General features: G+C 33.5%; 11 protein-coding genes and 1 tRNA gene. 6 read left to right on the top strand and 6 right to left on the bottom strand.

Translation table 11 applies throughout. From position 1 onward, the window contains the following. The first annotated feature begins 3 nt into the window (after window positions 1-3). Window positions 4-1,818 carry an ABC transporter ATP-binding protein gene (locus VHP32_01285; GenBank protein HEX2786506.1) on the top strand — a complete coding sequence of 605 codons (1,815 nt, stop codon included), beginning with the start codon at window positions 4-6 and terminating at the stop codon, window positions 1,816-1,818. After that, window positions 1,815-2,411 carry an RdgB/HAM1 family non-canonical purine NTP pyrophosphatase gene (gene rdgB, locus VHP32_01280; protein ID HEX2786505.1) on the top strand — a complete coding sequence of 199 codons (597 nt, stop codon included), beginning with the start codon at window positions 1,815-1,817 and terminating at the stop codon, window positions 2,409-2,411. The genes VHP32_01285 and rdgB overlap by 4 nt, the downstream gene beginning before the upstream one ends. A 1-nt stretch (window position 2,412) precedes the next feature. On the opposite strand, the gene VHP32_01275 is transcribed toward rdgB, so the two are convergent. Then, on the bottom strand, window positions 2,413-3,720 hold the full coding sequence (locus tag VHP32_01275) for a hypothetical protein (GenBank protein ID HEX2786504.1): 1,308 nt from the start codon (window positions 3,718-3,720) through the stop codon (window positions 2,413-2,415). A gap of 169 nt (window positions 3,721-3,889) precedes the next feature. Here VHP32_01275 and VHP32_01270 point away from each other — a divergent pair, with 169 nt between their 5' ends. From VHP32_01270 to VHP32_01255, 4 genes are all read left to right on the top strand, one after another. Beyond that, window positions 3,890-4,228 carry a metalloregulator ArsR/SmtB family transcription factor gene (locus tag VHP32_01270; protein ID HEX2786503.1) on the top strand — a complete coding sequence of 113 codons (339 nt, stop codon included), beginning with the start codon at window positions 3,890-3,892 and terminating at the stop codon, window positions 4,226-4,228. Continuing rightward, window positions 4,222-4,398, top strand: coding sequence for a hypothetical protein (locus VHP32_01265; GenBank protein HEX2786502.1), 177 nt, complete (start codon window positions 4,222-4,224; stop codon window positions 4,396-4,398). The genes VHP32_01270 and VHP32_01265 overlap by 7 nt, the downstream gene beginning before the upstream one ends. Window positions 4,399-4,406: 8 nt before the next feature. Next, complete coding sequence (locus tag VHP32_01260; GenBank protein HEX2786501.1) at window positions 4,407-4,829, top strand: arsenate reductase ArsC; 423 nt, start codon at window positions 4,407-4,409, stop codon at window positions 4,827-4,829. Window positions 4,830-4,896: 67 nt separating this feature from the next. Beyond that, window positions 4,897-6,822, top strand: coding sequence for a T9SS type A sorting domain-containing protein (locus tag VHP32_01255; protein HEX2786500.1), 1,926 nt, complete (start codon window positions 4,897-4,899; stop codon window positions 6,820-6,822). Window positions 6,823-6,844: 22 nt separating this feature from the next. On the opposite strand, the gene VHP32_01250 is transcribed toward VHP32_01255, so the two are convergent. The 5 genes from VHP32_01250 to VHP32_01230 all read right to left on the bottom strand — a co-directional run bounded on the left by VHP32_01250 (window position 6,845) and on the right by VHP32_01230 (window position 12,828). Next, window positions 6,845-7,261: an SRPBCC domain-containing protein gene (locus VHP32_01250; GenBank protein ID HEX2786499.1), complete on the bottom strand. Its 417-nt coding sequence runs from the start codon at window positions 7,259-7,261 to the stop codon at window positions 6,845-6,847. Between the two features lie 34 nt (window positions 7,262-7,295). After that, window positions 7,296-9,074, bottom strand: a complete 1,779-nt coding sequence (locus VHP32_01245) for an aryl-sulfate sulfotransferase (GenBank protein HEX2786498.1) — start codon at window positions 9,072-9,074, stop codon at window positions 7,296-7,298. 132 nt (window positions 9,075-9,206) lie between these two features. After that, window positions 9,207-9,278: transfer RNA gene (locus VHP32_01240), tRNA-Arg, on the bottom strand. 84 nt (window positions 9,279-9,362) lie between these two features. Next, window positions 9,363-11,291 carry a tetratricopeptide repeat-containing sensor histidine kinase gene (locus tag VHP32_01235; GenBank protein ID HEX2786497.1) on the bottom strand — a complete coding sequence of 643 codons (1,929 nt, stop codon included), beginning with the start codon at window positions 11,289-11,291 and terminating at the stop codon, window positions 9,363-9,365. Window positions 11,292-11,406: 115 nt separating this feature from the next. Next, window positions 11,407-12,828 (bottom strand): T9SS type A sorting domain-containing protein, encoded by a 1,422-nt coding sequence (locus VHP32_01230; protein HEX2786496.1) that lies wholly within the window; start codon window positions 12,826-12,828, stop codon window positions 11,407-11,409. Window position 12,829 lies beyond the last annotated feature (1 nt).

Here is a 12,829-nt window from a genome sequence, read left to right as displayed (position 1 = left end):
CATTTGACACAAGAAAAAACACATATAGAAAAGAAAAACATTAAGACGCAAAAGGATGATGAGCTTATAGACAAAAGTCTCGACAAAAGACTTTTAAGACGTCTTTTATCTTATTTTAAACCATACACAAAATTCATAGTTCTTGCGACTTTTTTGACTATATCTGTTTCCGCTCTTGCAGCGGTGCGTCCATGGCTTACTTCTGTTGCCATTGATGATAAAATGATGAACAATGACATTTCCGGTTTGCAGTTTATCATTATTATTTTATTCTCTACACTTATATTTCAAGGTGTCGTTCAATATGGATTGGGTTATTTAACAAGCTGGATAGGTCAGAAAATAATTTATGACCTGCGGAAGAAAATCTATGAACATATAATGAAGCTTAACCTGAAATTTTTCGATACAAACCCAATCGGCCGTCTCGTTACACGCGCAACTTCCGATGTTGAAGTGCTTTATGAGGTTTTTTCATCGGGACTCGTTACTGCTTTCGGAGATATTTTCACTTTAATGTGGATTATAACTTTTATGTTTATTCTTGATTGGCAATTAGCGCTCGTAACACTATCAGTACTCCCAGTATTAATTTACGGCACATCGATTTTCAGAAGAAAAGTTCGGGAGTCTTACAGAAAAATCCGTATTCTTATCGCGAAAATTAATGCATATATTCAGGAACATATAACCGGAATTTCAATTGTTCAGTTATTCAATAAAGAAAAACAAACAATAGAGGATTTTGAAAAAATAAACCGTCAGCATACAGACCAGAATAAGAAAAGTATATTTTATTATGCTGTATTTTTTCCTTTTGTGGAATTAATTGGAGCAATTTCAGTCGGATTGATTATCTGGTATGGCGGCGGGCAGACTATTCAAAGAGCAATCGAAATAGGTGTATTAATTTCATTCATTCAATATACGGAAATGTTTTTCAGACCTATACGCGACCTCTCGGAAAAATATAATATTCTTCAGACTGCAATGGCTTCAAGCGAGAGAATATTTAATATTCTTGACCAGACTTCCCCTGTTCAGGAACCTGAAAATCCTGTGAAACTTGCAAATTTTCGAGGTGAAGTAGAATTTAAAAATGTCTCTTTTGCCTATAATCCTGAAGATTATGTTTTAAAAAATATTAATCTAAAAATTTCTTCGGGAGAGAAAATCGCATTTGTTGGCGCAACCGGAGCAGGTAAATCTACAATTATTAACCTTATAGAAAGATTTTATGATGTTAACAGCGGAGAAATTAACCTTGATGGAATTAACATAAAAAATCTTTCACAAAGTGAGCTAAGAAAGCATATTGCAACTGTACTGCAGGATGTGTTTTTATTTTCGGGAACAATAAGAAGTAACATAACACTTGGAAATGATACTATTCCCGAGCAGCAAATACAAAAAGCAATCGACAATGTTGGTTTGAGAAGTTTCATTGATTCTCTGCCTGATGGACTCGAACATAAAGTCAATGAACGAGGAACAATGCTTTCGACCGGACAGAAGCAGTTAATATCGTTTGCCCGCGCATTGGTTTATAATCCGTCTATTCTTATGCTCGATGAAGCAACTTCGTCGGTTGATACACATACGGAAATTTTAATTCAGAATGCAATTAACATTTTAATTGAGAATAGAACATCAATTATTATTGCACACAGGTTATCGACAATTCAGAAATGCGATAAAATTATCGTAATGCATAAAGGCGAAGTAAAAGAAGTCGGGACGCATCAGGAACTGCTTGCAAAAGGCGGATTATATTATAAGCTTTACCAGCTTCAATATAAAGAGGAGTATATTAATTGAAAAAGCTTCTTGTTGCCTCAAATAATGCTCATAAAATAGATGAAATAAAAAAAATCTTGAGTGATATAAAAGACCTTCAGGTTGTTTCACTCAAGGATGAAAATATTTTTATTGATGTTGAAGAGACTGCCGATACGCTGGAAGGAAATGCACTGCTTAAAGCAAAAGTAATTCATTCAGTTTCAGGACTGCCTGTCATTTCAGACGATACAGGATTATTTGTTGAAGAATTAAACAATGAACCGGGAGTTTACTCCGCAAGATACGCTGGGGAAAATTCAACTTACCTTGATAACTGCAAAAAACTTATTTCAAAGCTTAAAGAAAAAAACTTATCCGAATCCCCTGCTCATTTTAAAGCAGTTATTTGTTATATTGATAATTCAGGAAAAGAAAAATTTTTCGAAGGGGTTATAAATGGTAAAGTTTCGACCGAAATGCGCGGAAAAAACGGTTTTGGTTATGACCCGTTATTTGTTGCAGATGGAATGAATAAAACCTTTGCTGAGTTAACTGATGAAGAGAAAAATACAATTTCTCACAGAGGGGTGGCAATAAAAAAATTTGCTGAATTTTACAAGAAGAATTGTTGATTTATTTCAAATCGGAGATAGAAACGATTGAAGCATAAATATCAAAGTTTTTATTCCTTCCGTCTGTCCACGCGCTGATTAGCTTGCCGTTTGAAATAACCGAAGAGTTATAGTCACCTAAATATATTCCGTTAATTACAATATCATAAGCATTAAAGCTTTTTGTGGAAAGCTTAATATCTTTAAAACTTAAACCGTTGTTATCAGAATACGAACAATAAGTATTCACAAATACGTTCAAATTATCATCTCTCGAGTCCTGATATGTTATAAAAATATTCCCACTGTTATCGACACTTAAAGACGGCAAGAAATGATCGGTGTTAGCAGTATTAAAATGCGGAATGACCGGTGCGGAAAAATCAAGAGTATTTATGTTTGCTCTTGTAAAGTAAATATCAGAATCATCCTTTACGCCTTTAGCACAATATACAACATAAATTTCATCATTATGAACAACAACTTGGGGGTCAGAGTTTATACGGATTCCGAGATTATTTCCAAATTTAATTACGGGCTGCTTATTAATTCTTCTTCCGGGCATTTCAAATTCTGCGACAAGTTTTTTGTCAGACCAACTGTTGCCGCCGTCTTTTGAATATTTTATATATAGTTCTGTTCTTTCTTTTAAGTAAATGCAATATAAGTTTCCTGATTTATCATTCACCAGTGATGCCGAATGAGTTTCTTCATCAGTGATTTGAGTCTTCTCAAATTTACCGTCTTTATTTATTTTTGCAAGCCAAAGTCTTTCACCATCATCTTTTTTTACGTATGAAAGATATAAATGATTATTTACAAATAATACTTTCGGTTTATCAAATTTAATTTCACCGTTATTATTTTCCTCAATCACAACAGATTTCTCAAACCATTTTTTTGAGTCAATGTCATATTTATTATAAATAACTTTATAGATGGATGAATTATCCATTTCAATTGCAGTATAATAAACGTTTCCTTCTTCATCTGTTGCCGCATAAGGGTCCGCATAGAAAACATTTTTATTGCTTTCCGATAAAGGAATATCTATCTCTTTCCAGTTTAATCCGCCGTCTTCACTTTCAAACATCGTTCCTGCTGAATGATTTTGATAATTATTGCAAAAAGTGAAAAGCGTATTAAATTTATTTGATACAATCAGAGGTTCGGATGTCCCGGGTGTTCCGTTAATTCTAATATTTAATATGTCACCTTCTTTAGTAACATCCTGTTTTAAGTATGCGCTTTTGTAACCAAATTTTTTATTGTAAAACTCTGACTTTGGTGCAAGCTGTATTTCGAAATCAGTTTCGGTTTTCTCCTTCATTAAAAAAATATAAAGAGAACTAAAGATAATGACCGGAATTAAAACAGGTAAAATTATACGAAATCTTTGCATAATTCAAAAATAATCATATTAAAACAAACAAAATATATTTTTTCTCTTGACAAACACAATCATTAATCGTATTTTTACGATATACGATTAATTAAATATGGCATCACCTAAAAACGAGAAATTTACACCGGAAATGACTTCCTTAGCTGAAATTGCAAAAGCAGTTTCACATCCGGCAAGAATTATGATACTTGAGACATTGGCAGAAAAAAACTCCTGCATCTGCGGAGAAATTGTGCATATTGTCCCCCTCTCACAGTCAACTGTTTCTCAACATCTCAAAGAGCTTAAAGACCAAAAAATTATTAAAGGCGAAATGGACGGTGTCAAATCCTGCTATTGCATAAACTGGGACGTTCTTGACAAAAAAATAAATGAGTTAACTCAATTCATCAATAAACTAAATTCATTAAAACAACAAAAAAACTGTTGTTAAAATCAAAAAAAATAAAAAAATGGAAACCAAAAACGAAAAAAAATCATGTTGTGACGGCAACAATTGTTGCTGCTGCTGCAACTGTGAAAATTGCAACTGCGAAAACTGCAACTGCAATTCAGAGAATTGTAAATGCGATTCAAAAGAAGGAAAATGCTGTTAATAACTGAATAATATTTTGAAAACAAAAATATTATTTGTATGTATTCATAATTCTGCGCGCTCTCAGATTGCCGAAGCGCTTATAAATAAATTTTACGGCAATAAGTTTGTTGCCGAGAGCGCGGGGATTGAGCCGGGCAAGCTCAACCCCCTTGTTGTAAAATCATTGCAGGAAATTGGAATAGACATTTCGAGAAAACCAACACGCAGTGTGGATGAAGTTTTGCAATCCGGAAAAGAATTTGATTACGTCATAACCGTCTGCGAAAAAGAAGCCGCCGAAAAATGCCCGGTCTTTCCAGGTAAAGGATTGAAAATTCAATGGTCTTTTCCTGACCCGTCAAAATTTACCGGCAATGAAGAAGAGAAAATGCATCAGATAAGACAAGTAAGAGATGTGATACAAAGAAAGATTGAAGAGAATATTGCATCTTTATAACCACTTTATAGGGTTTTGAAATATAAAAATAATTTTTATATTTCATATATAAACTAAGGAGGGAAATATGAAACCGCTATTCTTATTTCTTTTTTTGTTATTCTCAAATACCCTGCTCTCACAAACGTTCAAACCTATTGGAGGCAAAACCATATATGATTTGCAATCCAATGGCTCACCACAGCAGATTGTTGTAAATCCAAACAATCCTGATGAAATTCATGTTGTTTATGTGATTTCACCATACAATGATGATACATTATTTACTAACCGCAGAACTGCATATTATTTTACATCAAATGGCGGTGTAAATTGGAGTTATTTGGGAAACGTTACTCCCTTAAAAAGCGGATTTGCATCAATTTCAATTTTATCTGATGGCATTCCAATAATTTCACTTAACAGAACTGCCGGTATTGAAACAAGAGCAGTTGTTTATGTTGACGCATTTCCGGGATTAGGTTCTTTTACAGAATTAGACCCGGGCAGCAGTAAAACTTTATTGTGGCCGCGTGTCGTTGGAACGTCGAGCATAAATAACATTAATAAATTTATATTAATCGGAGGACCTGTAAGTTCTATTAACTCTATAGTAATAGGAAAATCTCTTTCGAATTCAAACTTTGATTATTCCGATTCAAATTTTAATTCAAGTAAGCCCGAAGGTTATGCAATAGCACGTGGCAATGACGGAAGAATCGGGATTGCTTACATCGGAGACATTCAGATTGAGCAGGGAATGGTATTTTTTATGGAATCAACAAATAACGGACAGAGCTTTACAAAACAAAAAATATTTCAGCCCATAGTTTATCCCAACGGAGATTTATTGGGAGCATTGAAAGGAATTAGTATCACTTATCAAAGCAATACACCTAAAGTTGTCTTTGAAACAGTTCGTCAGACGACGACAGGAAGTTTTTATCCAAATATATCTTCTCAAATAAGATTTTGGTCATCGAATCTACCTGGCAATGACCCGAATAAATGCATAATCATTGCCGACTCAACAAATGTACCATTTTTTCCGATGCAGACAAATGACGTCGAAGCTCCTGTTTGCAGACCTGTCATCGGAGCATCGAAAGATTTGAGACACCTTTTTGTTGCATTTGTTGCATCGAGCGGACAAAGCTTAAATAACCTTTCTTATAAAGATATTTACATTGCAAGGTCAACAAACGGATTAACATGGAATTCACCTGAACGAATTAATCCTTTATCACCAAGAATGGACTACAGCTATATCAGCATGTCTCCGATAATAACATCTGCGGGTAATCAATATAGAGTCGATATGGCTTTACAGCGAGATACAATTCCCGGAACATATGTAAATGGCGCAGCAAAATCATTTGCTGAAAATATTTATTGCAACTATACATATACTTCCACTCCTGTTCCTGCTCCTCCATACATCCCTGTGTTATTATCTCCTCCAACTAATAAAGAGGTTTGGTGGTTTCCACCACCTTCATTAGATTGGGATACAGTTGTATGCGATAACTATCATTTGCAAGTTTCAATGGATTCAACTTTTTCGACTACTCTTATTAATGAACAAAACCTAACGGCTTCTCAGTATCAACCGCCCTCTTCCTTACCTATAAATACGTGGATTTATTGGAGAGTCAGGGCTCAAAACATAACCGGTTATAGCGGATGGTCAAATGTTTGGAGGTTCATTTCCAATCCGATAGGCATTACTAACGAATCCGAAATCGCTTTTGAATACAAGCTATTCAACAATTATCCTAATCCGTTCAACCCTGAGACAAATATCAGGTTCAGCTTACCTGAAACCGAAGTTGTGTCATTAATTGTTTATGATATAAAAGGAGCGGAAGTGGAAAGATTGATAAGCAATCTAAGATTTAATAGCGGAGTTTATAATTTCAAGTTTAATGCCGGCAACTTAACATCGGGAATATATTTTTACAGATTACAAACTTCTGATTTTATCGAAACAAAAAAGATGTTATTAATAAAATAGCTTTAAAAAGAATGGCAAAAGATTAAATATTATTCTTTTGCCATTCTTCATAAGTTATGACTTTGTTCTCTTCAAGGAAGGTTTTCAAATTATTCATTGCCCAATCCCACCCTGACTTCATATGTTCAATATCTTCACTGGATTTAAGCTCGCTGTGAGTAAGTTTGACATCACAGTTATCATTTGTTTGAAGTATGTCAACTGTTATGAGTGAACCCGGACAATGATTTTTATTCTCCCAGCTGAATACAAGTTTTGAATTTGGTATAATCTCAAAATACTTGCCCGTATCGCCGTCGCCATTGGAATAATTACCGTTAACACGCAAATCTACCTTAGCATTAGAGGTGAACCATTTATTTAGTATATCGGGGTTTGTAAAAGCATCAAAAATTTTCTCGGGGGAAGTATGGATTTTTTTATTTATGATTAGTTCCATCGCAAAAAGTAATAAAATTAAAAAATAAATTAAATTATTTTTTGAGAACCATTTTGTGAGAATAGTTTACACCATCTACAGTAAGTTGATAAAAATACATACCAGATGAAAATCCTGTTGCATCAAAAGGAATTCTGTGATTACCTTGATTTTGCGTTATATTATTTAATAAAGTTGCAACTTTCTGTCCCAGAATATTATATATTTTTAAACTAACATTCGATGTTTTAGTTAGTGACACAAAAATAGTAGTTCCGCTGTTGAATGGATTAGGATAATTATTTGTGATTACATAACTGCCGGGCGTTTCATTACCGTTAGATTTATTTAAACTTCTTCTCATTGCCCTATACATCCAGTTCGGCTGTTCAAGTTCAAACTCAAAGACTTTTTGTTTATCAGGAGTAACTTCAACATAACCTTTGCTTGACAATCCCCAATTAATCGTTGTATTGCCATTTTCTAATCTTTCTGCATAGCCCATTGCTGGTGAAAACGAAGGCGGATTCTCTTTGTATTCCCAAACGAGTTCGGCAGTTTTATTCACCTGGTCTAATCTGTATTCTACAACTCTTGTGAACGGTGGACTATGAAGGTTTCCATTATCGAACAATGTGTATGTTCCTGTCGGAGTTTTTCTTATCGCATGCTGATATCTGAAACCGATTGGGTCATTAAGAAAAGTGAACTCGTTATTTTTACCTCCTAATCTCCACATAATCTCACCAGTCCGCCGGTTTATTTTTGTTATCTCCGACATATTCCGGCTTGATATTAATATATTATCATCATAATCTATTTCAATTGCATTTGCGTGACAGAAATCAATTTTGGATGTAAATAAATTTATATTATCAGCATCCGTAATTTCAAAATTATCCCAGCTCCTCCACTGAAACACAACATTTTTATCCGGATCTATTTCTTGAATAATTACACCAATAACCGATGACCCCTCAGGACCGCCCGGCACTATCTGGCTCATATCGACCGCCTGAACATCATAACTGAAAAGTAATACATTCCCGTTTTCTAAAAAAAGCAATTCATGATTGTCAGATTCGTATCCAAATTGTGTTTCAACACTATCTATTACAGTGTAGGTGGAATCCATAATATAATATTTATCTGCGCCATCTAAAAAATATGACATTAATCCATTATCGTGTATCTTAAAATCGAAACAAGTGTTTGGCATTTCGCGATAAAAGACAGGAACACCTGAATTATCAATAATCATTAAGTATGGTTTATAGTCCCTGTTTCGTGGGATATTCGCTGTAAAAATATATCCTTCTGATGGATTTATATTTGTTAAAACATTAATGAAGGGGAAACCAACGGGCAAAGTATCCGCTTTTGGAATATTTTGGAAGTTAGAAATAGCTGAATAATCAGACTCTCTTATTTGCTTCAGAATTTTGATTCTATTGTGAATTGGGATTACATCCTTGACACAGTAAAACTTAAAATCTTTTAATAACTTATCACTTCCGTTTTCATTTAAAAAAATTTTTACAGTTACAGTATCATTAACTAAAAAAGTTAGCTGAGGGTCAAAAATAACAGTCTTTTTATCGCTCGCAAAAATTAAACTACCGTTTAAATCTCCTAACGAGTTGGCATGTAACTTAATTTTTAAAAGACTATGGTCAAATTCTATTGTATCTTTAAAAGTTACAATAATATTAGACATAGGCATAACATATTCAGCTTCGTTAACCGGCGAAACATAAACAATTTCATTTCCAAAAATATTTTTCAGAAAAATTAAGGTGAAAGCGAAAAGCAAAATAGTAAATTTTGAATTCATCGTGATTGAAGGGTTATACTGAAATGAAAAAGTATTTGACTAAAGATTAACAAGTTGATTACAATAACATAACATTTACAATAAATTTGAAATTCCTTAGCAAAAAGAAAGATTAAAAAGGGTATAGTTTAGTACTCCCGAGAGGATTCGAACCTCTAAAAGCAGATCCGTAGTCTGCGGGTTTATCCATTAGCCTACGGGAGCATTTTATATAAATATAGCTTATTTTAAAAGTTTTTTCTATGAATAAATAAATGAAGTTTCATTTATTTGGGGTATGCAAAAAAATTAATGATTTAAACGGACTATAAATTCAGAACCTTGTCCATACTTACTCTCACACCAAATTTCACCTCCGAGTATATTGACAAGTTTCTTAACAATTGAAAGACCAAGACCGGTTGACGATTCACCGTGTGTAGGTTTTGAGCTTAGTCTTGAATATTTATCAAAGAGCATATTCATTTCTTGGGGTAAAATCCCCGGTCCTTCATCTTTTACTTTCAGAATAAACGAAGTTCCGTTATTTTTAATTTGAACTGTAATTAATTTTCCAGCTTCGGAAAATTTTATTGCATTTGATATAAGATTATCAGTTATTTGTTGAAAAAATGTCTTATCTGTTTTTAAGTATACGGGCTTGTTTTCTTTAAATAAAATTTTTATAGATTTTTGTTCAGCTTTGTTTCTATTTAATTCAATTGTATCTTGAATAAGTTTTGTAATATTAATCTTTTTTAATACAGGCGTAAGTTTAGCATCTTCAAGCAAGCTTGACTTTAAAATATTTGTAATAATTCCTTCTATCTGGGATGAACAATTAACTATGTTTTCAAGCAGTTCGTTATATTCATCTGTATCAATGCTTTTTCCTTCCTCAATCAAAACATTTGCCAAACCCGTTATGTTGTTGGAAGGGTTTTTTATATCATGCGCAACTATTCTAAGTATTTCACTTTTTTCTTTATTGAGAACATCCAATTCTTTATTCTGGGCTTCAACTTTTTGCAGGGCTTCATTAAGTTTTTCATTTTTATCTTTCAAAATCTCTGCTTCACGCGCACTTAATTTAAACATATAAACTTTCTGAAGATTATCCGATAGTTGTTTTGTTTCCTCAACATACTTTTTTTCCTGTATTTCAATATGTTTCTCAAGATATACAAATGCCTTGGGAATATCTTTTTTCCTCTTATATAATTCGTATAGCATAAGATAACATTTTGCGGTTTGTGCCTGCGCGCCGGTATTTTTTGTAAGCTTGAGAGCTTCATTTAGTTTCTCAATCGCTTCATCATTTTTTCCTTCGTGGGAATAAATATGTGCAATGTTAAGAATTATGTTTGCAAGATTATAATCATCTTTGATGCCCGAAGATATTTTATATGCGTGTAAAAAATATTTTAGCGCATGTGAATAATTCTTCATTCCATCATAGACTATCCCAATGTCATTATATGTATTTGCCATTGCAAGCTTAAATCCGGTCTTTTTATCATAGTTTAATATTTTATGATAGATTGCTAATGCTTTTTTATATTCTTTCCTTTGCAGAAGCGCATTTGCGATTTTTATATTAAATTTGTTTCTATGGTATTCTGTAAACTGTTCAGACTTTAAATTTCTGCATTCATTCAGATATTTAAAAGCCTCTTCGTTCATTTCCATTTCAATATACATATCCGATATGGAGACATATGCAATTTGCTTTAAAAAGGCGTTGTCCTGAAGGTTATATTTATCAATTACATCGAGAATAATTGAAAGACCCGTAGCAGGGTCGCCTAATCTTTTATATATGTATGCCATATTAATTACGGTAAGGCAAAGCTCTTTTGTCTGCCCCAGCTTTTCATACATCTTAACGGCATTATTTGATGCTTCCAATGCTTTTTCATGATTGCCTTGCATTACATTGTTCATCGAAAGATTAAAATAAACATCAGCTATACCAACTTTATCTCCGATTTTTGTATAAATATTTTTAGCTCTTAAAAAATTTTTCTCCGCAGTTTTAGTATTACCCGTATCACGCATGGTTCTTCCGACTAACATATAATAGTCAGCTTTTCCTTTGGGATAATTTACATCTTTTAAAAGATTATTTACTTTTTCAGTAAAGTTTAAAAATTTTTCTCTGTCGGAGGGATAAAACTTTCTCGCTTGAAGTAAATACTTGGTTATTTTCCGGATTTGCGGGTTTTTTTCAGCTTTCATAGAGCATCTATAAAATACTTTATTTAATAAGTTTTTTCTATGAATAAATAAAAATAAAAAAGCCGCATTAAGCGGCTTTTATTTTTGTAATTTTAAAAATTTTATACCAAATAAATCACTTTACAATCATCATTTTCATTGTCTTCTGAAATGAATTTGCTGTTCCTACGAAATTTATTTGATAATAATAAATACCACTGGATAAATTTTTTGCATTAAATTCTAAATTATAATATCCTGCAATTTGATTTTCATTCACAAGCTGTGCAACCTGACGTCCAGTTATATCAAAGATTACGAGATTAACCTTTCCGTCATCAGTCAGTTCATAATTTATCCTTGTTGACGGATTAAATGGATTAGGATAATTTTGTGCTAAAGAAAAAGTTTTTGGTTTTTCAATTATGATTTCGTTCTGCAAATCGTAATATTGATAGTTACCGTTGAAATCAATTTGTTTCAGACGATATTTATAAGTATTGCTCGGAAGATTCCTGTCTATAAAAGAATAGTAATGCTGTTCATTTGATGTTCCGTGTCCTTCTATAAAACCGATTTTTGTCCATTGCTCTTTTGGAGAAAGAGTTCTTTCAATATCAAAACCAGAATTATTCAACTCAAAGCTTGTTGACCAGTCGAGTATAACCTCATTCTTAATTACGCTTGACGAAAAAGCCATAAGTTCAATCGGCAGGGCAGAATCCCAGTCGATAGCAATTCCCTGAGGGTAGGCAATTCCGGAAAACAGAGATGTAACAGCGCCTCCGGAAACTGATGCTTTTTTTAGATTGCCGGCAGTAACATCAGACCAATACATTAAATCTGCTACCGCATCAATTACAAGTCCGCGTATATTTCCCGTTAATCCCGTTATCACATCCTGCTTTGTTACCGGTAACGACGAAACAACACCTTTTTGAATTTTATCTATTCCTGAATCAATCCAGTAAATGCAATTATCGTCGGAATTGAATGCTATGCCCCAAACCTGGCTCAGCCCCGTTACAACATCCTCCAGAGATGAACCATCGGGATTGCATCTCATAATTTTTTTCATTCCAACTCCGTTATCCGAAAAATATACCTTATTGCCAACAGGGTCATAAGCTACATAACCGGGAGAAACAAGCCCGGTTGTGATTAAATCGGTTATGGATGTTCCGTTAAGAGTTGACCTTTGAAGTTTTTTTGTTGAATTATCCACCCAGAACATACGGCTGCCTGTAACATCCAGAGCAATTCCTCTGGGAGCAACAATTCCATCAATTCCATCAATAAGAACCGTTGTTACATGAGAAGTCAAATTTATTCTTGTAATCGTATGTGAAATAAAATCAGTCCAGTATAACTGATTCGCAATTGAATCAACAGCAGCAGCAAAACATGCTGAAACACCGGATATAACATTTGCCTGTCCGGTACCATCGACATTTCCGCTTTCAATCTCTCCCGAGCTTCCGTCAGTCCAGAATATTTTTGTTTGTGCCTGAATCGATACAGATACAAACAATAAGAAAATCAATATTAGTTTTTTCATA

This window comes from Ignavibacteria bacterium, from assembly GCA_036262055.1.
Classification (GTDB): Bacteria; Bacteroidota; Ignavibacteria; order Tepidaquicellales; family Tepidaquicellaceae; genus DATAJP01.
The sequence above is the reverse complement of the archived record's forward strand: the minus strand, read 5'-3'. Positions and strand labels throughout refer to the sequence as shown.